Consider the following 25,031-nt stretch of genomic DNA (forward strand, 5'->3'; position numbering starts at 1 on the left):
TGGACCGCGCCAGATAGCGGGCCGATGCGCGGACTCGATTGTCGCCTTCGCTGTGAAAAATCGGCTCGCGCTGTCGGTCGAGCCACGTGCGCCGCTTCCATTGGCGGCCATGCGGCGGCCGGCTTGGTCGCCGCCGCTGACTGTAACAATCTCTTTAGCCGCTCGGGGTTCCGGTCGGCAAGATAATACGGCGCCTAGCGCGATTTGAGCGGATGCGCCTTCTGGTGCCAGGCCCAGGCGGTGCGGATCACGGTCGGCAGGTCGGAATGGCGCGGCACGAAGTCCAGCACTTTTCGGGCGGCCGAGGGGTCGGCGACCAGATAGGTGGGATCGCCGGCGCGGCGCGGCTTGACAGTGTGCGGCACCTCGCGCCCGGTTTCCTGCCTGATAGCAGTGAGGATCTCGCGCACGGAGAAGCCCGCGCCGGTGCCGAGATTGAAGCTGCCGCCGGTATGTCCCGTTTCCAGCAGCTTCAAAGCCGCGACATGCGCAGCAGCGAGATCAGTGACGTGGATATAGTCACGGATCGCAGTGCCGTCGGGTGTGTCATAGTCGCCGCCGAACACGGCGAACTCGACATGACCCTGCAGCGCCATCATGGCGCGCGGAATGAGATGCGTCTCGTTGTCACGCAATTCGCCGATGCCGCCGGCCGGATCGGCGCCGCTGGCATTGAAATAGCGCAGGCAGAACGCGCCGAAGCCGTAGGCCGCGCGATAATCGGCGAGCATGCGCTCGATCATCCACTTCGAAGCACCGTAAGGATTGATCGGCGCGCAGGGAAAATCCTCCGGCAGCGCCTTGGAATCGGCGTTGCCATAGACCGCGCCGCTCGAGGAGAACACGATGCGGTGGCAGCCGGCGTTGCGCATCGCCTGGAGTAGCGACAGCGTGCCCTGGACGTTGTTGATGTAATATTTCTGCGGGTCGGTCATGGATTCGCCGACAAGGCTCGCCGCCGCGAAATGCATCACCGCCGTCGCCTTATGGTCGGCAAAGGCGCGCGCCAGCGTCGCGCCGTCGAGCAGATCGCCCGTCACCAGCTCCCCGGCCACGAAGCTGCGATGACCCGTTGTGAGATTGTCATAGACGACGGGCCGATAGCCGGCAGCGGAAAGGGCACGGCAGGCATGCGAGCCGATATAGCCCGCGCCTCCTGTGACGAGGACAGTCGGCTGGTCATTCATGTCGTTCTACCTTCTCAGCGATTGAACGGCCGATTGCGGCTGAAGAGAAGATAGATCGCGCGGGGGTTGGTGGTCAAATAGCGCCAGAACAGGCGGCGCGGCTCGAGCCAGGTGCGCCAAGCCCATTCGAGTCCGATCCGCTGCATCCATTGCGGTGCGCGCGAGCGGCTGCCCGACAGGAAATTGAACAGGCCGCCTGACGTCTTGATAACGCCGACATTGGTCAGCAGCGGCGTGTATTTCTCGACGAAGGCCTGTTCAGAAGGTACGCCGAGCGCGACCCACAGGCAATCCGGCGCGAGGGCGTTGATCTCCTCGACCTTGGCCCGCAGTGCGTCGCCATCGAGATAGCCGTGACTGTGCCCGACGATCTTGAGCTTCGGATACATGTTCTGGACCCGTCTGACCGCCGCAGCGTTCTCTTCCTCGCTGGCGCCGAGCATGTAGAATGTGCGGCCGGCAACCTCAGCCTTGCGCGCGACGATATGGAACAGGTCCGTGGTGGCAACGCGCTCCGGCAGCGGAAACCAGGACTGCAGCTTTGACGCCGCCACCAGCGGCTGGCCGTCGGCATTGATCAGATCGGCGGCGCGGAACAGGCGTTCGGTCTGCGGCTCGGTCGAGCAGCGCGCCAGCACCTCGCCATTGGCCGACGTTAGATACAACGGGCGGCCAATGCGATGACGCGGATCCGTCGCCTCGATCATGAAATCGGCGGTGGCTTCCAGGTCGAGTGCGGCCATGCGAAGGCCGCCGACGGTGATCCGTGGCACCTCGGCAGTCGCGGCCCGGCCGTCCAGATTGACGCGGCGCTCAAGCATATTGTTTGCCTCGCTGGCGCGTTTGGGTCGCGGGGGCGAGCTCGTCGAGCACCACGCCGACGAGCTTGCGCTGGGCACCGCCGAGTGCGGCCAGAATCTCTTCCATGCTGTCATTGATGTCGAGGCTGGTCGGCAGCACCGCCACCAGCGCATCGGCGCTATCGAGCAGCTTGCGGCCGGCGGCAGAAAGCGGCATCGCGGGGCCGTCGAGAATGACGACGTCATAACCGCCGGCCGAGCGCGCCTGCGCGATCGCCTTGCGGATGGCATCAGCGGCCTTGCCGGCATCGCTCTCGGCCGCCGGCAGGACCGAGATGCCGTTGACGGTCTTGATCTCGCGCGCAGTTTTGGCTCCGATCGAGAGCCAGCCAAGCTTGCTCGGCTCGCTCTTGCCGGGACGATTGACCTTGTTCGAGAGCGTGTGCGCCTGATGGTCCGCGTCGATCATCAGCACGCGGCTGCCGTCGCGCGCGGCTGCGAGCGCGAAATTCAGTGCGGCCACACTGCGCCCGGTGGTGTCGCCGCCGCCGACTAGCGCCATCACCGGCATGGTTTTGCCGCCGGCACGACGAGCCATCGCCGCCCTCATATCGCGCAAGGCGTTGAGCAGCGTCGTCAGCGGAAATCCGGGGCGCAGCGTCGGCCAGCCGACGCGGGTCAGATCGACGCCACCGCCGGTGGCGAGAATGGCGCCGAGCGTGCGGATCACGTCGGCTTCCTGAAGGCGGGCGATCAGCGGTTTCTCGACCAGCGCGAGTGCAGGTGGAGGCGCGGCGGCCTCAGGCTGAGGCCTCGTAAGATCCTGCGCGGGCGTGCGCTCGCGGCGGCTCGGTTCGGGCGCGGTCGCGCCGTTGAACAGATGCTCGGCCGCGACGAACCAGGAGGCGGCGGCAAGTGCACCGAAGATGAAGCCGATCATGGCGAACAGGCTCATCGCCGGCGGGAACGAGCGCCGCTGCGGCACCGTGGCCTCGCCGATAACCCGGGCCGCGGAGGTGTTCAGGGTCTCCTGCTCCTCGGTCTCGCGCGAGCGCTTGAGGAAGGATTGATAGACGTCGCGGCTGGCTTCGGCCTCGCGCTCGAGCTCGCGCAGGCGCACGGCGGCCTGGCTGAGCTGTACGCTCTGCCGCTTCTGCACCTCCAGCGCCCGGTTGAGCGACGCCTCGTAGTCGCGGGCACGAGTCAGATCGTTCTTGGCCGATTGCGCAAAGCGCTCGATCTCCTCGCTGATGGTGCGCTTGAGATCCTCGACCTGCTTTTCGGTCTGGCGCAGTGCCGGGTGGCGCGGGCCGAGCTCGGCGGTCTGCTCCGCATATTTCTTGCGGGCGTCGGCATATTGCGCGCGCAGGTTCGCGATCGTCGGCGATTGCAGCGCTTCGGGAATGGCGCCGGCATCCGCGGCGGTCCGCTTGTTTGCCTCGATCTGGTCCAGCCGTGCCTGGGCGTCCATCGTCGCCGCGCGAGCCGCGGACAGCCGCTGGTTGCTGGAGGAGAGCTGCTGATCAGATATCAGCGCGTCCTGGGTGCCGACAAAATTGTTCTGCGCCTTGTAGGTGGCAAGTGCTGTTTCGGCGTTGCGCAGCCGTTCGCGCAGCTCTTTCAGCCGGCCGGACAGTTCGCTGGTCGCGCGCCGCGCCGCCAGGGCCTGCGAGTTGCGGGACTCTGTCAGATAGACGTTGGTCAAGGTGTTCGCGAGCATCGCCGCTTTGGCGGGGTCGGTCGACCAGACCTCGATATCGACGATGAAGCTCTTTTCGGTCTTGCGGATGGTGATGTGCTTGTTCAGCGCGTCGAGGGCGGCGAGTTGCACGTCCTTGATGTCCGCAGCCGAGGGAGCGCGGGGCTGGAGACCGATCAGGCCGAGCAGTGACGACATCGGGCTCTTGCCATCACCACCGCTGCCGAATTCGGGATCCTTGTCGAGATTGGCTTGCTGGATCACTCGCAGCAATACGCTGTTGGACGTGATCAGGCGTGCCTGGCTTTCGATCACCATCGACATGCCGGAGAGATCTTGCGCGCGCGGCGTGAGCTCGCGATCGACGAGCTGGAGCTCGCGCGGGTCGACGTAAAGCTGGGCGGTCGCGGTGTAGCGGGGCGTCAGGCTCTTGCCGACGGTGACGGCGAGGCATGCGCCGATCAGCGCCGCAGAAGCAATCGCAATCTTGCGCCGCCATAGCAGGCGGACGAGCTCCAGCACGTTGAAGCTGGCCTCGGATGTCCGCTGCGGGGCCTCCGACATGGTCGGATGTCTGGCCCGGTCGATCGGCTGGTTATAGTCAAGCATAATCCCCAGCTTTCATTCCAACGCCCGCGCGCTGAGGGGTTACTCTTCGCTTTACGCCTCGCACCGGGGAAATAGGTGCGCAATCAACGCAACAGGGAAAATTAACCATACTCATTGAGGGACTATTCACCGAAATGGCAAACAAAGCGTTTAAGCGCAGGTCGCCATTTGCCGCGTCGTCGTGACGCCCCGGCGGCAGCGCTCCCTCAGTGATTAACGGTTCGTTACCGTGCGTACCTCGCGGCGCGCGCGCGTGCGGCTTCGCAGCGTGACAGCCGGCCAGCGCGCGCATGACCGTCAGCGCTTTCGCAGGATGACGTGATAGTCGCCGCGGCGGACGTCGGTGCCGCGAGGAAGCACGGCGTTCATCATCGCGGCGCCGGCGTCGACGAGGGCGGCGAACAGCGGCTTGCGCTGGCGCATCTCGGGATAGCGCGGGCTCTCGACCTCCCGGCGGTAGATCGTCTCCAGGCCGTGGTCCACGGCGAACGCTTCGAGTTTCGACAGCGTCACCAGCGGGTGGAAGAAGGTCGGGAACGGCGCCTCGCCGGGCAGGCCAGCGGTCCTGATGCCGCGGATAGTGCGGTAGAACCAGACATGAAACCAGTGCGGCGAATATTTGGTGACGACGCCGGACAGCGAGCGTGGATTGGGCGCCCCGATCAGGATCATGCCGCCGCGCTTGAGCGCATCGCGGAAGTTCAGGAGCGCCGCCTCGACGTCGGGCAAGTGCTCGATCACGTTGTAGCAGATCACGACGTCGAACGTTTCCGGGCCGAAACGATAGGTCTGGACGTCGCCGAGGATCGCCTCGTCGGCGTAGGTGTTGTTGCGGACCTGGTCTTCGTCGATATCGACGACGGTCACACGGCTGCGGCCGAGCACGTCCATGGGCAGGAAGCTCGAGGAGCCGCCGCCGGCCTCGTAGATTGCAAGCCGGCCCTGCGGCAGCTCGCGGCGCAGCACCTCGTGAACGCCGAGCAGGCTGTCGCGGGCTTCGCCGGCGACGAGGTCGAGCAGAGCCTGGGTGTGCGCGGGACTTGTGAGGTCTTGGGCACTGGTAGCCGTCGCGAGATCGATCGTGGCTGACTTGTTCATGTTTTTCTGACCGCGCTTGTTCGATTCAAATTTACAGGAAAAGTATCTCGTGCCCGAAGAGCAAATCTGATGCCGCACGCCTTCACCGGTCGCGGTGCTTACGGCCGGGTTAATCCGGTCATGCGTTAACTACGGCATTGTCCATGTTACGCTGTTGGCAGGTGATGGACTGCAAATTGCAGTACCACGCGCGCAGGAATTCGCAGGAAAAACACGCGAAAGCGGTTAAGCGCATGATAGGACGCGTCATAGCGGGCACACTAGCGTCGCGGTGCAGCTTGAGCGCTGCAGCAGGCCGTTCATCTTGGGACGTATCTGTCCCGCGCGGCCGTGTCGCCTTGGGACTATGGACGCAGGGCTTTTTCAACATATCTCGGTCATCTAGAACGCCATGACGCTGATCCCGATCGATTTGTCCGCCAGCCGGATCTCGGATGCCGTGCGCGATCCCAACCGGGAGATCGCCGCGAGCTCGCGCGTCATCGATCTCTCGGTCGGCATCGTCGTCTGCATTCCCTGCTTCCGTCGCCCCGACCATCTGCGGCTGACGCTGGACTCGATCGTCAACCAGCGCACCTCGCGCGCCTTTGCGGTGGTCATGGTCGAGAACGACGCGGCCGGGCGCGCGAGCGCGCCAGTGGCCGCGGAGTATCTCACTTCCGGCAAGCTCCAGGGCATCTGCCTGGTCGAGAAGCGGCAGGGCAATTGCCAGGCGATCAACGCCGCGTTCGAGACGGCGCAGGCGCTGTTTCCGGCTGCGACCCGCTTCCTGATGATCGATGATGACGAGATCGCGTCGCCCGACTGGCTCGAGCTGATGGTTCGCACTGCGGAGGCGACCGGTGCCGACGTGGTCGGCGGTCCGGTGCTTCCGGTGTTCGACGACGACAGCCAGCCCTGGCTGGCTCGCCATCCCGCCTTCTGTCCCGCTTATGACTACACCGGTGCGGTGCCGCTGATCTACGGCTGCGGCAACTGCCTGATCACCCGCGCGGCGTTCGAGCGGCTCGGCAGCCCTGCCTTCGATCTACAATTCAATTTCCTTGGCGGCGGAGACTGCGACTTCTTCTATCGCGGCCGCAATGCCGGCATGAATTTCCATTGGACCGCGGAGGCCGTCATCACCGAGACCGTGCCGCAAGACCGCACCAGCCTCGGTTGGATTGCCAGGCGCGGCCTGCGCATCGGCGCGATCAACTATCGTGTGCAGATCAAGGCTGCGCCAGGCGCGGCGGCGCGGGCGCGGATGTTTGCGCGGATGCTCGGGCGGTTGCCGCTGTCGCTGGTCCGCTCGGCTCGCCTGCTGACGTCATCGAAAGCCGTCGTCGCGATGCACCCCGTATTGGTGGCCGTCGGTTCCGCGCTCGCGGCTTTTGGCTTTGATCCGAAGCCCTACAAGGCCTCGACGACCGTCTCCTGACGTGTTCGCGCCGGGGCGTCAGATTCCAAAATATGACAGAGCGATCCTGATCGCGGACCGCGGCATCGCCTTGAGCGAGCGCCGGCCGACCATGCCGAGATAACCGAGCGCTTCGCGATATCTCCCGAAGCGGACGGCTTGCGTCGCCGCATAGGTCACGAGGTGGATTTCCGCTGCCTGCCGCAAACGGGGCGCAGTGCCGGCCGGCAGCTTGCCGAGGATCAACTCATCGTCGAACACGCGCGCGACCGCTGGAAAGAAGTCTTGCGGCGTCCGCACCGCCGCGTTCATCGTGTTGGCCGTGTGCAGGCGATAATCGAGCAAGAGTTCTGGCACGTAGGCGAAGTCACCGAGTGCGGCGAGGCGGCACCAGCAATGCCAGTCCTCGCAGTAGCGGAGCGAGACGTCGAAGCCGCCGGTGGCGCGGAAGGCGTCGGCTTTGATGAGCATGATGCCCCCGTTGACGATGAAATTGCCGCCGGCGAGCCGCTCCAGCACGTTGCCGGACGGCTTGCGGCGTTCCTTCAGGAGGCCGCGGCGGCCGATCGTCTGTCCCGCGCTGTCGATCGTGTTGTAGTCGCCATAGACCAGCATCGCGCGGGGCGCAGCCTTCGCCGCCGTCAGCAGCGTCGTCACGGCATTGGGCCGCAGCCGATCATCGGCATCGAGGAACATCAACCAGTCCCCGCGCGCGCTTCGTGCGCCGAGATTTCGCGCAGCCGATACGCCGCTGGCGTCGTTCATCATCAGGCAGAGCCGTGGATCGCGGATGGCCTGGACGATCGCCACAGTATCATCGGTCGAGCCGTCATCGACGACGATCACCTCGGAGACATCGGCCTGCGCCAGCGCGCTTGCGATGGTCTCGCCGATATAGGCCGCTGCATTCTTCGCAGGGACGATCACGGAAACCACAGGCGACGTTGCGCGCGCATCCGCGGCCGCGGGCGCGGCGGCCGGTGCATCGAGCGTGGCGTCGGTGAGGGTCAAGCGATGGCTCGTCGTGTTTAAGAATCTGTTAACCAGGCCGTCGGCAATCGCGGTCTGAGCTGGCGCGGATGATACCCGCATAACGATCAAATCGTTGCTGCGAAGGCCGTCTCGTCGTCGGTTTCGTAGATTAGCGTTAAACCTGCTGCGTTAAGTCTGTCGCTGCATTTTCAGAGGTGCGACAGCGGGTCTCATGCGAGAATGCAGGCCCGATTGCCGCGGATGGATCCAGTGCCCGCAAAGACATTCAACTACGATCCCGACGACATGATCCTCAACCTGTTCTACGAGGATAAGGACGATCGCTGGGTTCCCGGCGACCGGCATCTGCGGCGCATGGCGCGCAAGATGTTGTTCGGAGAGCCGCGCATGAGCGGACAGCTGCGCGTGTTCCTCAATCTCTGCGCCGGGCTCGACCGGCTCGGCATCCGCTATCGTGTCAACGACTACGGCTACATCGGGCAGCATCCCGAGGAAGTCGCCTGCATCATCGGCCGCACCTTCCTGCTCGACAAGTTTGCGTGGAAGAACCCGATCCTGCTTGGCGTTGCCGCCCACAATCATCCGCTCGACGATCCCGATCTGTTCAAGCGCCTTCCGGTCAAGAAGGTCGTGGTGCCCGGCGACTGGTATGCCGACATGTACCGGCCTTATTGGCCGGAGACCGAAGCCTGGCCGGTCGGCATCGACACCGATCTGTGGGCGCCGTCGCGCCCGCGCGACAAGACCGTCGACGTTCTCATCTATGACAAGGTGAGCTGGGATCGTGACCGCTACGTGCCGGAGCTGGTCGAGCCGGTTCGCGCGCGGCTGATCAAGGAAGGCCGGTCGTTCACCGAGCTGCGTTACGGCAGCTACAACGAGGAAGACTATCAGGCCGCGCTGGCACGTTCGCGCGCGATGATCTTCCTGTGCCAGAACGAGAGCCAGGGCATCGCCTATCAGCAGGCGCTGTCCTGCGGCGTGCCGGTGTTTGCCTGGGATCCCGGCGGCCCCTGGCCCGATCCCGATTATTATCCGCACCGCGTCCAGTTCGAGCCGGTGTCGTCGGTGCCCTATTGGGACGATCGCTGCGGTCTCAAATTCACGGACCGCGCCGGCTTCGAGGACCGCTGGACCGATTTCTGGGCCGGCTGCACCTCGGGCAAATTCGATCCGCGCGGCTACATCATGGACAACCTGACGCTGGAGCAGCGCGCGCTGCAATATTACGAGATCGCGCGCAGCGTCGCGCGGCAGCAGCGGGTCGCCGCCACCTCCGGCATGCTGGTTGACGGATGGTTAACGGGGATGGGCTAGACCTCTGAGGTCCCCCATCCTCCCACCCGGCCTAGAGGCATGGATCGCAGCGCCGCAGACATGACTGACGTCGAGGCCCGTTCGCTCGGCCATGCGCTGCGCGACGAGCTCGCCAAGCTGAATGTCGTCCAGGTGGCGCGCTGCCTCATTATGGTGGCGGCCCTGCTGCTGGTCATGATCACGCTCGATCCGTTTCCGGACCTGCGCAGCGAGGACGTCGCCACCGTCGTCGGCGGGCGCATGGCGCTGAACTACATTACCTTCGGCCTGCTCGGCGCAATCGGCGTGATGCTCGTTCTCACCACCGATGCGCCTTCGCTGAAGACCCTGGTGACGCCGCTGCATCTCTCCCTGGTCGGCTGGATGCTGATCAACGTCGTTTTGTCGGAGAGCCGCGAGGTCTCGATCCAGCGCTTCGTGCTCGCAGCCAGCGTCACCTCGCTCGCGGTGATCCTGCCGTTGCTGCCGCCGACGCAGCGGAGCTTTAACCTCTGCCTCGGCGGCGCCGCGCTGGTGCTGCTGGCGCTGTGCTTTCTCGGGGTCTTTCTCGCCCCGCAATATTCGATCCATAGCGCGCTCGACATCACCGAGCCGCAGCTCGCCGGCGACTGGCGCGGCAGCTTTGGCCACAAGAACGTCGCCTCGCCGGTGATGACCATCCTGGTCTATGTCGGTATCTACCTGTCTGCCGTCGGCTCCTTCGTGATGGGGCCCGCGGTCGCCCTGCTGGCCGGCATCTTCCTGATCTTCACCGGCGGCAAGACATCGTCGGTGCTGTGCCTGGCGATTTATGCGCTGGCGTCGCTGGTCTACGTCACGCGCAGCCTGTGGCTAAAGCGGATCATCTGCTTCGCGCCGCTGATCGTGATGAATCTGCTGACGGTCGGCAGCGTCCTGAGCCCGGCGCTTGGCAGCATCACGCGAGCGCTTCCGGTCGATCCCACCTTCACCGGCCGTTCCGACATCTGGGAATTCGCGCTGGCAGCGGTGGCGGAAAAGCCGATCACCGGCCATGGCTATGCGGCATTCTGGGACGACGTGACCGCGCGGCAGACCGCAAAAGGCTCCGAATGGGCGGTGACTGCGGCGCACAGCCACAACAGCTATCTCGATCTCGCCGTCACCATCGGCCTGCCGGGCCTGTTGCTGGTCGTCCTCATCTTCGTCCTGGCGCCGCTTCGCAATTTCCAGGAGACCCAGGCTCACAACCGCAGCAACGCGCTGGGCAAGCTGTTCCTGACGATCTGGCTGTTCGGCCTGTATTTCGGGACGACCGAGACCTTCTTGCTCGAGCGGCAGAACCCGGTCTGGTTCATGTTCGCGCTCGCGGCCGCCGGGTTGCATTTCCTGGCCCGGTTCCAATGCGTCGCGCAAATGGAACCCGATCGCTGACAGCTTGTCGCAGTCGTGCGTTTCATATCGGGACACGGGGGCGTTGCGCGCGCTGCGACGGTATCGGCTTAACGATAAGCATCGACGTAACTTGTGGTCTGCGACAAAACATAATCTATCTGGACACGTTCAGTAACTGTATGCCCCCGCAAATGGCGTTTCTCAGCCTCGAGCAACTAGATGGTCGGGTGTCCAGCACGTCGGGAATCTCAGTCGATTTCTTGCGTGACTGGCGACAGGCCGCATTGCGCCTGAATGCGGGCCATCGCACCGCATTCCAGCATGGTTACTGGCTCGGTGCCTGGTACGAAGCCTTTCATGGCGTAGCGCCGCTGATCGCAATCATCACCGATCCGGCGACCGGCAAGGACATCGCGATGGTGCCGATGTTCAGCCACGTCAGGCGCGGCATCCGCGTCGTCGAGTTTGCCGATCTCGGTGTCTCCGACAACAACGCTCCGATCCTGGCCTGCGATGCAACCTTCGATGCGGTCGGCGCGCAGGCGATCGGCGCGGCGCTGGTGGATGCGTTGCGCGCCTTGCCTGACGGCTTCGACCTGCTGCGGCTGAAGAAGATGCCGGCCTATGTCGGCGCCAAGCCGAACCCGCTGCTGTCGCTCGGCCGTTCCGGCTCCTGCTCGCTCAACGGCAATCTCGTGCTGACCGGCGACGACTATGCGGACTATCAGGCGTCGATCAAGCGCATGCAGATGCCGCGCTGCTGGCGCGTGTTCAGCCGTCATGCCGGCGCGCGGTTCGAGATTGCCAACGATGTTGCCCGCGCGCACGAGCTTCTCGACGTGATGGACGTCCAGCAGCAGGAGCGCATGCAGAAGCTCGGCTCGCGGTTCGTCCTCAACGACGAGGCCCATGCTGCTTTCTATCGCGAGGTGGCTCGCCAAGGCGTTGTGGAAGGTTATGCCGTGATCTCGGCATTGGTCTGCGACGAGGGCGTCGTCGCCACCACGCTCGGCGTCAGATATGGTGCGACCTATTATTTGCTGCGGATCGGCCATGCCGGCAAGACGTGGGCGAATTGCTCGCCGGGGCTGCTCGTGACCGAGCGCACCATGGCAGCGCTGCATGCGCAGGGCGTGCGGCGCTTCGATCTCAGCATCGGCAATCACGATTACAAGCGCCGCTTCGGCGCGGAGCAGGTCGCCCTGACCGATGTCAGCGTCGCCCTGTCATGGCGCGGGCTGCCCTATGTGCTGCGCGACCATGCTGCCCAGGGCTTGCGCCGCCATCCGAGGCTCGCCGCCTTCGCGGCGCGGGCGATCGGCAAGGGTACGCGCTAGAGCCGTCCACGTTCGCGGGTTGCACGGTCACTCGAATATCGCAATGATTGTGCTATCGTCGCCGCCGCCAGGAGGCGACATGGACGATCGTTCGGACAAATTTCGCGCGTTCTATGCGCAGTTGATCTGCGCTGCAGCCAAGACCACGGACCCGCGTCTCGAGCAGGCGTTTCGCAACGTGAGGCGCGAACCCTTCGCCGGGCCCGGGCCGTGGTCGATCTCGTTCGGCGGCCATCGTTACGTCGAGACGCCCGACGACGATCCCGCCTTTCTCTATCAGAATGCGCTGCTGGCGCTGGATTCGGCGCGTGGCGTCAACATCGGCATGCCCGGCGCGCACGCCTATTGGCTCAGTGGCTGCGGCGTCAGGGAAGGCGAGACCGTGCTGCAGATCGGCGCGGGCAGCGGCTATTACACCGCCATTCTCGCCGAGCTCGCCGGTCGCAATGGCCGCGTCTATGCCTATGAGATCGACGAACGCCTGGCGGCGCTTGCACGCGAGAATTTAAAGCACTTCGCCACAGTCGAGCTGCGCGAGCGCTCGGGCATTGCGTCCGATCTGCCTGATGTCGACGTGATTTATGTCTGCGCGGGCGCCGCGCAGCCGGCCACGGAATGGCTCGCGGCGTTGCGGCCCGGCGGGCGGCTGGTGTTTCCGCTGGCGCCGGAGGGCGTGCTCGGCGGCATGCTGATGATCACGCGCCCGGAGCAGCGCGCGGCCTGGCCGGCCAAATTCCTGGGGCGAGCCCAGTTCATCGGTTGCGCCGGACTTCAGGACGCAGATGCCGGCCGCCGATTGGCCGAGGCGTTCGCGAAGGGATGGGAGAGCGTGCAATCGCTGCGGCGAGGAGACGTGCCCGACGATACCTGCTGGTTCGCCGGCGACGGCTGGTGGCTTTCAACGGCGCCCGCATCGGCGCCGGCGGTTACCATCCCGCCGCACGCAGACATCACGCAGGCTTGACCGATGCCGGCCTAATCGCACCAGCCATGCAGCTGGTTGTGCAGCTGAAGCTTAACCGTGCAGCTTAGCCGAGCAGCTTCTTGGCGGTCTCCGCGATCTGGCGTCCCTGATAGCGCGCGCCGGCCAGCTCATTGGCGCTGGGCTGGCGGCTGCCGTCGCCGCCGGTGATCGTGGTGGCACCGTAGGGCGCGCCACCGGTGACCTCGTCGAGCTTCATCTGGCCGGCAAAGCCATAGTTCAAGCCGACCACGACCATGCCGAAATGCAGCAGGTTGGTGATGATCGAGAACAGCGTGGTCTCCTGGCCGCCATGCTGGGTTGCGCTCGCGGTGAAGGCGCCGCCGACCTTGCCGTGCAGCGCGCCCTTGGCCCAGAGTCCGCCGGCCTGGTCCAGAAAGTTCGCCATCTGCGAAGCCATGCGGCCGAAGCGGGTGCCAGTGCCGACGATGATCGCGTCGTAATTGGCGAGGTCCTCGATCTTGGCGACCGGGGCGGCCTGATCGACCTTGTAATACGAGGCCTTTGCGACTTCGGCCGGAACGAGTTCTGGCACGCGCTTGATGTCGACGGTGGCGCCGGCTTCGCGCGCGCCTTCGGCAACCGCATTGGCCATCGCTTCGATGTGGCCATAGGCGGAATAATACAGGACGAGAACTTTGGTCATGGTGGTCTCCGTTGGGATCGATTGAGATGATGGGTTGCTTGGAAGCGTTACGCGGCGTCGACGAGCACGAGCTCGGTGTCTTCCAGCGCCGTGATCTTCAGCCTGGCCTCGTCGCGGATCGCGGCGCCGTCGCGGGCGTTGACGCGCACGCCGTTGATCTCGACCGCGCCCGCCGCAGGCACCAGGTAGAGGTGCCGCGCCTTTTGCGGCTCGTACTCGGCGCTCTCGCCGGCCTTCAGCGTGGTGGCGAGCACCCGCGCATCGGCGCGGATCGGCAGCGCGTCGGTGTCGCCTTCGATGCCGCTCGCAATGGTGACGAGCTTGCCGGAGCGATCCGACTTCGGAAACGGTTTTGAGCCCCAGGTCGGCTGACCGCCGCGCAGCGTCGGCTCGATCCAGATCTGGAAGATCCGCGTCTTGGTCGGCTCGAGATTGTACTCGGAGTGGCGGATGCCGCTGCCGGCGCTCATCACCTGCACGTCGCCCGCTTCGGTGCGGCCCTCGTTGCCGAGGCTGTCCTGATGGGTGATCGCGCCCTCGCGCACATAGGTGATGATTTCCATGTTGGCGTGGGGATGGGCGGGAAAGCCGGTGTTCGGCGCGATCTCGTCGTCGTTCCACACCCGCAAGGCGCCGTGGCCCATGTTGCTCGGGTCATAATGGCTTGCGAACGAGAAATGATGCTTGGCCTTGAGCCAGCCGTGATCGGCGCCGCCGAGTTTTGCAAAAGGTCTGAGTTCGATCATGGAAGTGGTTCCCTGATTGGAGGGGCGGGTTTGGCGTTATGCGCCAAACCCGCCGTCGACGTTGAGCACGGTGCCGGTGACGAAGGAGGCTTCCGGGCTTGCGAGGAAGACCACGCCGGCGGCAACCTCCTCAGGCCGTCCGAAGCGCTGCAGCGCATGCTGCTTGCGCTGCGTCTCGGCGAATTCGCCGCCGTCCTTCGGGTTCATGTCGGTGTCGATCGAGCCGGGCTGCACCACATTCACGGTGATGCCGCGCGGGCCGAGGTCGCGCGCCGCGCCCTTGGTGTAACCAACGACCGCCGACTTGGTGGCGACGTAGTCGGCCAGGCCGGGGAACGAGGCACGGTCGGCGAGCATCGAGCCGACCGTGACGATGCGGCCGCCTTCACCCATCAACTGCGAGGCGGCGCGGATCGCCGCAATCACGCCATGCACGTTGACCTGGTCCTGCCGCTCCAGCGCGGCCGTGTCGGCGTTGGCGTCGTCGATCGCGCCGCCGTTGGCGACACCGGCGTTGTTGACGAGAATGTCGAGATGGCCGAATTCCCTGGCGACATCGTTGACGAGCTTCGTCACGTCCTTGGCGGAGGCCTGGTCTGCCCTGAAGGCGCGGGCTTTAACGCCTCGGGCCTTCAATTCGCCGACGACGGCTTCGGCTTTTTCGGACGAGGCGACGTAGCTGATGGCGACGTCCGCGCCTTCATCGGCGAGAGCGCGGGCCGAGGCCGCGCCGATGCCGCGCGAACCGCCGGTGACGAGAGCAACCTTGCCTGAGAGCTTCTTGGTCATTGGATTTCTCCAGTCCTGAATTTCTGATGACCCTTGGATAAGCCTCCGCCTGTGGTATAGAAATAGAAACTGTCGAAACACATTGTTTCCCTAAATACCCTGATTGGGACCGCTGCCATGGCAAAACTCCCCGATTTCGAGGCGCTCGCGATTTTCGCAAAAGTCGTGGAATTGCGGTCGTTTGCGGGGGCTGCAAGCGAGCTCACGATGTCCAAGGCCACGGTGTCGAAGGCCGTGACCCGCCTGGAGGAGCGGCTCGGCGCCCGCCTGTTCAACCGCACCTCGCGTCGCCTGGCGCTGACCGATGCCGGCCACAAGCTCGCCGACCGCGCGACGCGCCTGCTCGCCGACGGCGAGGCGGCCGAGAACGAGGCGCTGGCGCAATCGGTGGCGCCGCGCGGCCTGGTGCGGCTCGCGGTGCCGATGACGTTCGGGATCAAGGCGGTGGCGCCGCTGCTGCCGGAGTTTTTCGAAACCTATCCGGAGGTCTCGGTCGATCTGCATTTGAGCGACGCGACCATCGACCTCATCGGCGAGGGCTTTGACATGGCGGTGCGGATCGCGCGGCTGCCGGACTCGTCACTGATCGCGCGGCGGCTCTTCACCATGCCGCGCTTCACCGTGGCCGCGCCGTCCTACCTTAGGAAGCACGGCCGGCCGACGCATCCGATGCATCTCGCCGAGCACAAATGCTTCAGCTACGCCTATCTCTCGACGGCGAACGTCTGGCACTACACCAATTCCGCCGGCGAGCAGGCCAGCGTCCGCCCCGGCGGCCTGCTTCGCGTCAACAATGGCGAAGCCGTGATGCCGTCGCTGATCGCCGGCCTCGGCATCGCCGAGCTCCCAGAGTTCATCGTCGGCGATGCCATTTCGTCCGGTGAAGTCGAAGTGATCCTGAAGGACTGGAAGCAGGCCGAAGGCGCCGTGCACCTCGTGACCCCACCGGGCGGCCCCCGCCCCGCGCGCGTCGAAGCGCTCGGCGACTTTCTCGCAGCGAAGCTGCCGGGCACCTGCAAGCGGCGGCCGAAAGGTGGGAAAGCGTTGTAGCCATCGTAAGATGGGCACGGCTTCATCCGCTCGTCATTGCGAGCGCAGCGAAGCAATCCAGAATCTTTCCGCGGAGACACTCTGGATTGCTTCGCTACGCTCGCAATGACGGCGTCGGACTACGACACCTTCACGCCGTCGATTGCGACAATGCGCAAGCTCGGCTTCACGGTCTGCTCGAGCTGCGACTTCAAATCGTGAACACGCGGGTCGGTCGAACGTGCGGCGCACACTGCGTATTGATGCACCGATTGCGCCAGGGCACGCCGCGCTTCCGGCGTTCGCGTCACTTCGGGCTTTGAAAGCCGCAGGACGATCGCTGCGAGGTTCACCAGCATCTCGTCCAGCGCCACGTCGATGGTCGCGAATTTTCCCATGGCACTCTCCCTGGCAAGACCTTCTGAAGGCAACGGAGGGTGCCGCGATGCGTTCCGGAGCGGGGCGAACATGGATAACGCTTCGTAAACAGCTTGTTCTTGCCGATCGCCGCGCTAGGCTCGGAGGGAAACAAGAAAATAAGAGGAGGGGCTGCCATGGATCGACGCGACGTCTTGCGCGCCGTTGCCGCATTGCCGTTGTTGCGGGGCGCGTTGCCAGAACAGGCCTTCGCGCAAAGCTACCCCGCCCGCAACATCACCATGATCGTGCCGTTCCCGGCCGGCGGCCAGGCCGATCTTGCGGCACGTCCCGTCGCGCAGGCGCTGGAGCGGATCCTCGGCAAGTCCGTCATCGTCGACAACCGCGCCGGCGGCGCCGGCGGATCGGTCGGCAACGCTGCAGCCGCGCGCGCCGAGCCCGACGGTTACACGCTGCTGATGACATTGTCCTCGCTCGCGGTGCTGCCCGAGGCCGACCGGCTGTTCGATCGTCCGGTCGCGTATGAAGTGGCGCAATTCATGCCGATCGCGCGCGTGCTGGCCGATCCCACGCTGCTTGCGGTGCCGACTTCGGCGCCATGGAAGACGGCGCAGGAATTCGTCGAGGACGCGAAGAAGCGCCCGGGCCAGATCACCTATGGTTCATCCGGACCTTACGGCACGCTGCATGTGGCAATGGAGATGTTCGCCAACAGCGCGGCCATCAAGCTGCTGCACGTGCCGTTTCGCGGCGCGGGGCCGGCATTGACCGCGCTGCTCAGCGGCACCGTGCAGGCGATCGCAGCAGCACCGGGCACGCTGAAGCCGCAGGTCGACGACGGCAAGCTGCGCGTGCTCGGCAATTGCGGTGCGCAACGTGTTGCGAGCTTTCCCGACGTGCCGACCTTCCAGGAGCTCGGCTACAAGGATGTCGAGATGTACATCTGGGCCGGGCTGTTTGCGCAGAGCGCTCTTCCCGCGCCGATCGCAAGCCGCTTGCGCGAGGCGATGGCGCAGGTGATGACGAGCCCTGACGTGCTCAAGACCTTCGATGCTTCGGGCAGTCTGGTCGCCTATCAGGATGCGCCAGCGTTCTCCGATTTCGTGGCGACCGACAGTGCGCGGCTGATCGCGGCGGTCAGGAAGATCGGCAGGGTCGAGTAGGTTCCTACCCGAATTTTCACATTTTTTTGTTGGGCCAGAACCTGACCGCGTCTCATTGATTCAGGACAAATCGAGGGATTCGAGAAGGAATTGGGACCATGCGAACAGAGCGAATTGCGCTGGGTGCGGCGCTTGCGATCAGCGGCATCGTCGCGCAAAGCGCCGCGTCCGCCGAGGAATATCGCGGCACCATGGAGCAGCAGATGGCCTGCACGCCGGATGTCTGGCGCCTGTGCAGCGATCAGATCCCGGATGTGAGCCGCATCACCGCCTGCCTGCGGCAGAACACGCCGCAACTCTCCAGCGGCTGTCGCGCGGTGTTCCAGTCCAACAACCAGATGCCACCACAGCAGCCGGTTCCGCGCGGCCGGGCTGTGCCGCAGCCTCGCTATAACAATGCGCCGCCGCCACCTCCGCAGGCGCAGCCGCGGCCCTATGACGATGGCGACAATCAGCGCTTCTGAGAACATGATCCGGAAAGATGCGCAGCGGCAGGCGTGAAGACGCGGTCATGCCGCCTCATTCAGCGGTTCCTCTTGCTGTCTGACTCAGGTCGACGCCCGAGCGCTGTCCGCATGAGGACGCCGAAGAGTATCGCTGCAACTGGCCAATGGAACCAGATCCTGTGCATCCCAGTGAAAACATTGATCAGGATCAGGAAGGCCGACACCGTGAGGGCCACTGCGACCGGGCGGGGCAGCTTCGCCAGCCCATCTGAAACGAAGCGCATCCACGTGGATTGCTGGTATCTGTCGCGGCGTGCGGCGTCAGTTTCCGAACCCGCAACAGCGCCCTGAGACGTCAGGCCTTCGCCAGGCGGAAAGCTCCGTGCTTGAGCGGTTTGGCCGCTCATGGTCACACGATAGCTGGTCATGGGAGCAATGTTTTTCATGGGACGCTGGCCGAGACAGTCGAAGCCAACAGATAATTTGTTGTGCACTTGGTCATAGGCGGAGCTGGAGATCACGATGCCGCCGGGTTCGGCGAGTTCTTGCAGACGCGCCGCGATATTGACCCCGTCTCCATAAAGATCGGAACCATCCACCATCACATCGCCGAGATTGACGCCGATGCGAAACCGCATCGGGTTTGCGTCAGGTGGGCCCGAATCCTGGTTGGAAATTTCCTGCTGAATCTCGACCGCGCATTGCACGGCCTCGACGACGCTGGCGAACTCGGCGATGATAGCATCGCCCCAGGTATTCACGATGCGGCCGTCATGACGCTCCACCAATCCCGCAATGGCCGTGCGGTAGCGGCGGAGCGTTTCCAGCGTTCCCGCCTCGTCTGCTTCCATGAGGCGAGAATAGCCGTGCACATCGGCACACAGCACAGTGGTCAGTCGTCGTTTCACCTTGTCGTCGGGCATGGTCCAGACATTAGCCTCCCTGACCGGCAAATGCATCAGGCATCAGTACAGGCTGTAGCCGCTTTACGGCCTGACCTCGCAGACATCGATCCATTCGGCCGCGGTCAGCTCGGCCATCCGCCCCGGCGTGATGCGCACGGCGCTGTGGGTCGAGCCTGCGGCCGGCACCACCACGTCGAACGCTTTCAGCGAGACGTCGCAATAGACCGGCAGTGGCGACTTCAGCCCGAACGGGCAGACGCCGCCGACCTCGTGGCCGGTGATCTCGGCGACCTCTTCCAGCCCGAGCATCTTCGGCTTGCCGCCGAACGCTGCCTTGACCTTCTTGTTGTCCATCCGCGAGGTGCCGGCGGCGACGATCAGGATCACGCGCTCGCCGACGCGTAGCGACAATGTCTTGGCGATCATACCGGGTTCGACGCCATAGGCTTCGGCAGCCAGCGTCACGGTCGCCGAGCTGATCGGGGATTCCATCACGGTGATGTCGGGGGCTTTCTTGGCGAAGAAGGCGCGAACGGATTCCAGGCTCATTCCAGTCAGCTCATCGAGGACTTACGGGGGGCGGCGATACTCAGGCGATGCTTGATTCAGGCGATTCTTGCCAGCTCCGAGAGCGAGCGGACGCGATGATCCGGCGCAAAGCCGAGCTCGTCCATCTGGGTGCGGATCGCCTTGAATAGCGTCAGCGGTGCCACGAGTTCGTTCTCGACGCAAGCCAACGCCATGGCCTCCGGCGTCACCCGTTCGATCCAGGCAACGTTGAGCCCGAACGCTTTCGCGCCGGCCACGTCCCAGGGATTGGAGGAGACGAACAGCACCTCGTCTGGTTTGGTGCCGAGCACCTCGCCGATCAGCTCATAGGCCTGCGGGCTCGGCTTGAAGATCTTGTTCGCGTCCACGCTGATGGTGGCGTCGAGCAGGCGGTCGAGGCCGGAGTTGCGCACCAGCGTAGTCAGCATGTCCGGGCTGCCGTTGGACAGGATCGCAAGCTTTCGCGGTTTCAGCGCGGTAAGCGCTGCGGTCGCATCCGGATAGAGATCGAGATGCAGATATTTCTCGATCACGCGCTCGAAGGCCTCGCGCTCGTAGGTAAGCCCGAGCACGCGCAGCGTATAGGCCAGCGAGTCGCGCGTGACGGCAGAAAAATCCTGGTAGCGCCGCATCAGCGAGCGCAACCAGGTATATTCGAGCTGCTTGATCCGCCAGACCTGCGTGATGATCTCGCCATAGCCCGGAAACGCATCCTCGGTGATCTCTGCGACCGACTGGATGTCGTAGAGCGTCCCGTAGGCATCGAAGACGACGGCTTTGAGGCTCAATTGACCGGTCCTCCGGGGTCGTAGGGGCGCAAGGACTATACAAGGCGTCCGGATGGCGATCCATGCGCCCGGGGCGACAACATTGAACCCGGATCACCCCTCGGGGGCGGCCCACCTCTGGACGCTGACATCCGCCAGCGCCTTGAATACAGCCGGCGTGCGCTCGAGGCGGGCGATCGTTCGCGCGCCTTCGACGGCGGCTACCAATGCGGCTGCGGTAGAGGATGCGCGCGCGGGAGCGAAACCGCACCCCCTGAAATGCTCCGCAACAATCTCGGTTGAATCGGCAAATCCGCGCGCTACCCGTTTGGTCAGCTCAGCGTCGAGCGCGGGCAGCTCATTCGCCAGATTTTGCATCAGACATCCATACTGGAAATCAGAGGCGACCATTTCGGCCGCGAATGTACCGAAAATCTGGCGAACGAAATTCAGAGCATCGCCCGTCGTATTCGCCGAGATAGTCCGCAATACCGCAATTCTAGTCGCAACGTAATGATCGATGGCCTCCTCTGCGAGCTGTGCCTTGCCGCGTGGAAAGTGGAAGTAGAACGATCCTTTGGGCGCGCCGCTTTCTTCAATGATCTGGGTCAATCCAGTCGCAGTGTAGCCCTGGATGCGAAACAGGCGTTCGGCCGTGGCAATCGCGCGAGCGCGGGCATCAGTCTTACGTGGCATGCCGTGAACCTAACACGATCCGCTTGACGCGACTATGGTGATCGCCATACTATGGCGATCACCATAGAAAGGGCCCGGCTGATGAGTCGTCCATGCAGTTTCAAGCCATCAGTGTCCCGACGAGCCGTCTTAGCGATGGGCGCGCCAGCCTGATTGCGGCTTCGCTTTGCCCGGCCCGCGCAAACCCTATTGGAGGAAGTGATTTGACCACATCATCATACGGCGGGGGAACGCTTCCCAAGGGGGTGCGCTCGCGCATGATCCATGGGGTCAACGGCCTCGATGTACATATTCTCGAAGCCGGTTACGAAAGCTCCGGCCGGCCGCTCGCGCTGCTTCTGCACGGCTTTCCGGATTTGGCTTACGGCTGGCGACACCTGATCCCAATTCTGGCTGACGCCGGGTACCATGTCGTGGCGTCCGACCAGCGGGGTTTTGGCCGCACCACCGGTTGGGTGAACGGCTATGACGCCCCGCTAGAGCCTTTCAGCCTGTTGAATATGACGCGTGACGCCCTCGGTTTGGTTTCGGCGTTGGGGTATCGAAACACGGCAATGCTCGTCGGGCACGACTTCGGCTCACCCGTGGCGGCCTATTGTGCGTTGGCCCGACCCGACGTCTTTCCCTCGGTGGTGCTGATGAGCGCACCGTTCCCCGGTCCGCCGGCGTTTCCGTTCAACATTGCGGAAAGCGAGGCATCGTCGGCTCAACCGAACACTGGAAATCAAAAGTTGGCGGCCGCGCTGGCGGCGCTCGATCCGCCGCGAAAGCATTATCAGCAATATCTGAGCACGCGGGAGGCGAACGATGATCTGTGGCACCCGCCTCAAGGCTTACACGCGTTTCTTCGTGCATTTTTCTACGCCAAGAGCGCTGACTGGCCGGGAAATAAGCCGCATCCGTTGAAGGCGCCGACCGCCATCGAACTTGCACAAATGCCCACCTACTACGTCATGGATCTCGGCAAGACGATGTCGCAGACCGTCGCTCCATTCCAGCCTTCCGCCGCCGAGGTTTTGGCCAGCAAATGGCTCACCGAGCCGGAGCTTGCCGTGTACACGGAGGAGTATGGCCGCACCGGGTTTCAAGGCGCCCTGCAGGCTTATCGCGTCTTTTCCGACCCCGACCTGAACGCTGAGTTGCGCCTGTTTTCGGGCAAGACGATCGACGTCCCGTCGCTCTTCATCAGCGGGAAAAGCGATTGGGGCACCTATGCGGCGCCGGGCGCGATCGATCTCATGAGGACGAAGGCGGCGACGAGGATGCGTGACATCGAGCTGATCGACGGCGCCGGTCACTGGATCCAACAGGAGCAACCGGCTCGGCTCAGCACGCTCCTGCTCGCCTTCATCAAGGAGGTGGGTGGGGCGGATCACACCAGCCGTTAGGAGGCCTGGCACAAGTCTTGAGCGTGAGGGCTTCGATAGCGCTCGAAGCCCTCGATGCGCTGTGGCGATGAATACGCGGCTAAATTCCCAACAGCTTGCGCGCGTTGGCCTTCAACACCTTCAGGCGGATCTCGTCGCGGATGTCGATCTTGGCAAAGTCCGACAGCCAGCGGTCCGGCGTGATCACCGGCCAGTCCGAGCCGAACAGCATCTTGTCCTGCAGGATCGAGTTGATATAGCGCACCAGGATCGGCGGGAAGTATTTCGGCGACCAGCCGGAGAGGTCGATGTAGACGTTCGGCTTGTGGGTCGCGACCGACAGCGCCTCTTCCTGCCAGGGGAAGGAGGGGTGGGCGAGGATGATCTTGAGGTCGGGGAAGTCGGCTGCGACGTCGTCCATGTACATCGGGTTGGAATATTTCAGCCGCATGCCCATGCCGCCCGGCATGCCCGAGCCGACGCCGGTCTGGCCGGTATGGAACAGCGCGATCGCGCCGCCATTGTTGATCTCCTCGTAGAGCGGATAGGCCATGCGGTCGTTGGCGTAGAAGCCCTGCATGGTCGGATGGAATTTGAATCCGCGCACGCCGTATTCCTCGATCAGCTTGCGCGCCTCGCGGGCACCGAGCTTGCCCTTGTGCGGGTCGATCGAGACGAAGGGGATGAGGACGTCAAGATGGTCGGAGGCGGCCTCGATCATCTCGTAATTGTTGTAGCGGCGGAAGCCGGTCTCGCGCTCGGCATCGACCGGGAAGATCACCGCGGCGATGTTCTTGGAGCGGTAGTAGGCCGCGGTCTCCGGCACGGTCGGCGGATGCTTGTTCGGCGACTTGAAGTAGTCGGCCATCTGCGCCTGGAAATCGTCGTAGCCGTCGTCGGGATGGCAGCCGCAGGGCTCCTCGGCATGGGTGTGGATGTCGATGGCGACGACATCGTCAATGTTCGGCAGCTTCAGCTTGGGCATGGGGGTCCTCCCGACGGGTTGCCAAATTGATTATATGATATAACGAACTTGGCAAGCGAACCTTGGTTGGGCGGAGCGGTCAGAATCGGGCCGGTCCGGCCGTTTCTACTGTGCATGGGGTTGTTTTCGCGAATTTGCCGGTTCGGAACCGGGCAGTTAACATTGACATCACCTCCCGCCATGCCTTAAGAACCGCCCCGTCCCGGGCGGTCAGTCTGCCAGCGGGAAAGATCTCATTTTGCCACATTCGCGCGTGCCGAAACGGTAGTGCCGAACACGGCCTTTCGAACGTTCAGGATTCTGCCATGAAGGTCCGTAACTCGTTGAAGTCGCTGCGCGGTCGCCATCGCGCCAACCGCCTGGTCCGCCGCAAGGGCCGGGTCTATGTGATCAACAAGGTGCAGCGCCGCTTCAAGGCTCGCCAAGGCTGATCCGGGCGGGCTGATCCGGGCGGGCTGATCGCCTTCGCGCTCGCCTCGCGCACGCGCCCCGCAAGACCACGGTCTCACACGAGTTTGACGCCGCCCTGCTTTGCAAGGGCGGCTTTACGCGTTTAGACTTTGATGATGGCAGTGAGATTCCCTTTCGCGCGCACGCTGTGCCTGGCTCTGGTTCTCGGGACCGCCGGCTTCGCGCCCGTGTTGGCGCAGGATGATCCGGCCCCTCCGGCGAAGCAGCAGAAGAAGCTGCCGGAAGCGCCGGCCAAGCTGCCCAAGGCCGAGCGCACCAAGAATCTCGATTTCCTGTTCGGCGCGCTGAAGGCCGCCCCCGACGAAGACAGCGCCAAGCATGTCGAGGCGCGGATCTGGGCGATCTGGCTCCAGACCCCGAGCGACACCGCAGCATTGTTGATGGCGCGGGCCAAGGCGGCCGTCGATGCGAAGAAGATCGACGTCGCGATCAAGCTGCTGGATTCGGTCATCAAGCTCCGCCCCGACTACATCGAAGCCTGGAATCGGCGCGCCACGCTCTATTACATGCAGAACGATTATGCCCGCTCGCTCGCCGACATCCGCGAGGTGCTCACCAGGGAGCCCCGTCATTTCGGCGCGCTCGCGGGGCTCGGCATGATCATGCAGGACGTCGGCGACGAGAAGCGCGCGCTCGAGGCCTATCGCAAGGCGCTCGCCGTCAATCCGCACCTCGAGAAGATTCCCGATCAGGTAAAGGCTTTGACCGAGAAGGTTGAAGGCCGCGACATCTAGCCTCTAACTCGATCATTTCTTGAGCGGTTGTGGCGCCCGCCGATTAACCACGATCGGAGGCGCAACGTCGCAAGGACTATTGCCGGCGCCGGCGCAGGCCTACCTGCATGGCAGGAGCAAAAGCCATGAAGCGTTTGATCTTTGCTTGCAGCTTGCTGCTGGCGTCGGGAACGATCAGCCTTGCCGACGGGCTGTTCTGGGTGGTCGGCAATCGCGCCACCGGCAAATGCAACATCGTGACCAGCAATCCGGTCATCAACGGCGACATCTGGTTCGGCGACGGTCCTTACAAATCCAAGGACGATGCCAAGCTGGCACGCTCGACCATTCGCGCCTGTCCCGCACTCACGCCCGATGAGCAAAAGGCCGAGGACGGCGCAGGCTAGGCCTAGTGCAGAACGCTGCCGCCGCGTTCGGCAAGACCGCGATCGACGGCCGCTGCGTAAGCCTTTGCAAGCTCCGTCTCGAGATGCTCATTGATCAGGAGCAGCGCCCGCACGGCACCGCGCAGGTCGCCGTTGCAGCTCGCGACGATCTCGTCGATTGCAGTATCGTTCGATCTCAAGCTCATCGAAAAATCCTCCGG

General features: G+C 64.1%; 27 protein-coding genes. 12 read left to right on the top strand and 15 right to left on the bottom strand.

What is annotated here, in order from left to right:
• Positions 1 to 194: 194 nt before the first annotated feature.
• The 4 genes from galE to ABIC09_RS19100 form a co-directional block, all read right to left on the bottom strand.
• Positions 195 to 1,187 (bottom strand): UDP-glucose 4-epimerase GalE, encoded by a 993-nt coding sequence (galE, locus tag ABIC09_RS19085; protein WP_148753244.1) that lies wholly within the window; start codon positions 1,185 to 1,187, stop codon positions 195 to 197.
• A gap of 14 nt (positions 1,188 to 1,201) precedes the next feature.
• Positions 1,202 to 2,008, bottom strand: coding sequence for a WecB/TagA/CpsF family glycosyltransferase (locus ABIC09_RS19090; protein WP_354082473.1), 807 nt, complete (start codon positions 2,006 to 2,008; stop codon positions 1,202 to 1,204).
• Positions 2,001 to 4,295, bottom strand: a complete 2,295-nt coding sequence (locus tag ABIC09_RS19095) for a GumC family protein (protein WP_354110206.1) — start codon at positions 4,293 to 4,295, stop codon at positions 2,001 to 2,003. The genes ABIC09_RS19090 and ABIC09_RS19095 overlap by 8 nt, the downstream gene beginning before the upstream one ends.
• Positions 4,296 to 4,592: 297 nt before the next feature.
• Complete coding sequence (locus tag ABIC09_RS19100; protein WP_354110207.1) at positions 4,593 to 5,393, bottom strand: class I SAM-dependent methyltransferase; 801 nt, start codon at positions 5,391 to 5,393, stop codon at positions 4,593 to 4,595.
• A gap of 391 nt (positions 5,394 to 5,784) precedes the next feature.
• On the opposite strand from ABIC09_RS19100, the gene ABIC09_RS19105 reads away from it, so the two are divergent.
• Positions 5,785 to 6,813 carry a glycosyltransferase family 2 protein gene (locus ABIC09_RS19105; RefSeq protein ID WP_354110208.1) on the top strand — a complete coding sequence of 343 codons (1,029 nt, stop codon included), beginning with the start codon at positions 5,785 to 5,787 and terminating at the stop codon, positions 6,811 to 6,813.
• Between the two features lie 18 nt (positions 6,814 to 6,831).
• Here the strand turns inward: ABIC09_RS19105 and ABIC09_RS19110 are convergent, their stop codons facing one another.
• Complete coding sequence (locus ABIC09_RS19110; RefSeq protein ID WP_354110302.1) at positions 6,832 to 7,728, bottom strand: glycosyltransferase; 897 nt, start codon at positions 7,726 to 7,728, stop codon at positions 6,832 to 6,834.
• Between the two features lie 306 nt (positions 7,729 to 8,034).
• Here ABIC09_RS19110 and ABIC09_RS19115 point away from each other — a divergent pair, with 306 nt between their 5' ends.
• From ABIC09_RS19115 to ABIC09_RS19130, 4 genes are all read left to right on the top strand, one after another.
• Positions 8,035 to 9,102, top strand: coding sequence for a glycosyltransferase (locus ABIC09_RS19115; protein ID WP_354110209.1), 1,068 nt, complete (start codon positions 8,035 to 8,037; stop codon positions 9,100 to 9,102).
• A 39-nt stretch (positions 9,103 to 9,141) separates the two neighbouring features.
• On the top strand, positions 9,142 to 10,494 hold the full coding sequence (locus ABIC09_RS19120) for an O-antigen ligase family protein (protein ID WP_354110210.1): 1,353 nt from the start codon (positions 9,142 to 9,144) through the stop codon (positions 10,492 to 10,494).
• Between the two features lie 152 nt (positions 10,495 to 10,646).
• On the top strand, positions 10,647 to 11,792 hold the full coding sequence (locus tag ABIC09_RS19125) for a GNAT family N-acetyltransferase (protein WP_354032914.1): 1,146 nt from the start codon (positions 10,647 to 10,649) through the stop codon (positions 11,790 to 11,792).
• Positions 11,793 to 11,871: 79 nt separating this feature from the next.
• Entirely contained in the window at positions 11,872 to 12,756 is an 885-nt protein-coding gene (locus ABIC09_RS19130) for a protein-L-isoaspartate O-methyltransferase family protein (RefSeq protein ID WP_354110211.1), read from the top strand.
• A gap of 64 nt (positions 12,757 to 12,820) precedes the next feature.
• Here ABIC09_RS19130 and wrbA read toward each other — a convergent pair whose 3' ends face one another.
• The 3 genes from wrbA to ABIC09_RS19145 are packed head-to-tail and all read right to left on the bottom strand — an operon-like array spanning position 12,821 to position 14,955.
• On the bottom strand, positions 12,821 to 13,420 hold the full coding sequence (gene wrbA, locus ABIC09_RS19135) for an NAD(P)H:quinone oxidoreductase (RefSeq protein WP_354110212.1): 600 nt from the start codon (positions 13,418 to 13,420) through the stop codon (positions 12,821 to 12,823).
• Positions 13,421 to 13,467: 47 nt separating this feature from the next.
• On the bottom strand, positions 13,468 to 14,166 hold the full coding sequence (locus ABIC09_RS19140; protein ID WP_354032916.1) for a pirin family protein: 699 nt from the start codon (positions 14,164 to 14,166) through the stop codon (positions 13,468 to 13,470).
• A gap of 36 nt (positions 14,167 to 14,202) precedes the next feature.
• Positions 14,203 to 14,955: an SDR family NAD(P)-dependent oxidoreductase gene (locus tag ABIC09_RS19145; protein WP_354110213.1), complete on the bottom strand. Its 753-nt coding sequence runs from the start codon at positions 14,953 to 14,955 to the stop codon at positions 14,203 to 14,205.
• Between the two features lie 117 nt (positions 14,956 to 15,072).
• Here ABIC09_RS19145 and ABIC09_RS19150 point away from each other — a divergent pair, with 117 nt between their 5' ends.
• Entirely contained in the window at positions 15,073 to 16,005 is a 933-nt protein-coding gene (locus tag ABIC09_RS19150) for a LysR family transcriptional regulator (RefSeq protein ID WP_354110214.1), read from the top strand.
• Positions 16,006 to 16,124: 119 nt separating this feature from the next.
• Here the strand turns inward: ABIC09_RS19150 and ABIC09_RS19155 are convergent, their stop codons facing one another.
• Entirely contained in the window at positions 16,125 to 16,382 is a 258-nt protein-coding gene (locus ABIC09_RS19155; protein WP_148753256.1) for a hypothetical protein, read from the bottom strand.
• Between the two features lie 156 nt (positions 16,383 to 16,538).
• Between ABIC09_RS19155 and ABIC09_RS19160 the strand changes: the two genes are divergently transcribed.
• Both ABIC09_RS19160 and ABIC09_RS19165 read left to right on the top strand, forming a co-directional pair.
• Positions 16,539 to 17,525, top strand: a complete 987-nt coding sequence (locus tag ABIC09_RS19160; protein ID WP_354110215.1) for a tripartite tricarboxylate transporter substrate binding protein — start codon at positions 16,539 to 16,541, stop codon at positions 17,523 to 17,525.
• A 98-nt stretch (positions 17,526 to 17,623) separates the two neighbouring features.
• A complete protein-coding gene (locus tag ABIC09_RS19165) occupies positions 17,624 to 17,989 on the top strand; it encodes a hypothetical protein (protein WP_354110216.1) in 366 nt (121 codons plus the stop codon).
• A gap of 59 nt (positions 17,990 to 18,048) precedes the next feature.
• Here the strand turns inward: ABIC09_RS19165 and ABIC09_RS19170 are convergent, their stop codons facing one another.
• From ABIC09_RS19170 to ABIC09_RS19185, 4 genes are all read right to left on the bottom strand, one after another.
• The gene (locus ABIC09_RS19170) at positions 18,049 to 18,894 is read right to left on the bottom strand and encodes an adenylate/guanylate cyclase domain-containing protein (protein WP_354110217.1); all 846 of its coding nucleotides are present in this window, start codon (positions 18,892 to 18,894) and stop codon (positions 18,049 to 18,051) included.
• Positions 18,895 to 18,957: 63 nt separating this feature from the next.
• Positions 18,958 to 19,425, bottom strand: coding sequence for a YbaK/EbsC family protein (locus tag ABIC09_RS19175; protein WP_354110218.1), 468 nt, complete (start codon positions 19,423 to 19,425; stop codon positions 18,958 to 18,960).
• Between the two features lie 56 nt (positions 19,426 to 19,481).
• Positions 19,482 to 20,213, bottom strand: a complete 732-nt coding sequence (locus ABIC09_RS19180) for a haloacid dehalogenase type II (RefSeq protein WP_354110219.1) — start codon at positions 20,211 to 20,213, stop codon at positions 19,482 to 19,484.
• A gap of 93 nt (positions 20,214 to 20,306) precedes the next feature.
• Entirely contained in the window at positions 20,307 to 20,888 is a 582-nt protein-coding gene (locus ABIC09_RS19185; RefSeq protein WP_148753262.1) for a TetR/AcrR family transcriptional regulator, read from the bottom strand.
• A 257-nt stretch (positions 20,889 to 21,145) separates the two neighbouring features.
• On the opposite strand from ABIC09_RS19185, the gene ABIC09_RS19190 reads away from it, so the two are divergent.
• On the top strand, positions 21,146 to 22,276 hold the full coding sequence (locus ABIC09_RS19190) for an alpha/beta hydrolase (RefSeq protein ID WP_354110303.1): 1,131 nt from the start codon (positions 21,146 to 21,148) through the stop codon (positions 22,274 to 22,276).
• Positions 22,277 to 22,355: 79 nt separating this feature from the next.
• Here the strand turns inward: ABIC09_RS19190 and ABIC09_RS19195 are convergent, their stop codons facing one another.
• The gene (locus tag ABIC09_RS19195) at positions 22,356 to 23,240 is read right to left on the bottom strand and encodes an amidohydrolase family protein (RefSeq protein ID WP_354110220.1); all 885 of its coding nucleotides are present in this window, start codon (positions 23,238 to 23,240) and stop codon (positions 22,356 to 22,358) included.
• 305 nt (positions 23,241 to 23,545) lie between these two features.
• On the opposite strand from ABIC09_RS19195, the gene ykgO reads away from it, so the two are divergent.
• From ykgO to ABIC09_RS19210, 3 genes are all read left to right on the top strand, one after another.
• Complete coding sequence (gene ykgO / locus ABIC09_RS19200; protein WP_006611362.1) at positions 23,546 to 23,671, top strand: type B 50S ribosomal protein L36; 126 nt, start codon at positions 23,546 to 23,548, stop codon at positions 23,669 to 23,671.
• A gap of 135 nt (positions 23,672 to 23,806) precedes the next feature.
• The gene (locus ABIC09_RS19205; protein WP_354032926.1) at positions 23,807 to 24,445 is read left to right on the top strand and encodes a tetratricopeptide repeat protein; all 639 of its coding nucleotides are present in this window, start codon (positions 23,807 to 23,809) and stop codon (positions 24,443 to 24,445) included.
• 125 nt (positions 24,446 to 24,570) lie between these two features.
• Positions 24,571 to 24,831 (top strand): hypothetical protein, encoded by a 261-nt coding sequence (locus tag ABIC09_RS19210; RefSeq protein WP_354032927.1) that lies wholly within the window; start codon positions 24,571 to 24,573, stop codon positions 24,829 to 24,831.
• A gap of 2 nt (positions 24,832 to 24,833) precedes the next feature.
• Here the strand turns inward: ABIC09_RS19210 and ABIC09_RS19215 are convergent, their stop codons facing one another.
• Complete coding sequence (locus tag ABIC09_RS19215) at positions 24,834 to 25,016, bottom strand: hypothetical protein (protein ID WP_148755059.1); 183 nt, start codon at positions 25,014 to 25,016, stop codon at positions 24,834 to 24,836.
• Positions 25,017 to 25,031 lie beyond the last annotated feature (15 nt).

Source organism: Bradyrhizobium sp. S3.12.5, from assembly GCF_040548225.1.
GTDB lineage: Bacteria > Pseudomonadota > Alphaproteobacteria > Rhizobiales > Xanthobacteraceae > Bradyrhizobium > Bradyrhizobium cytisi.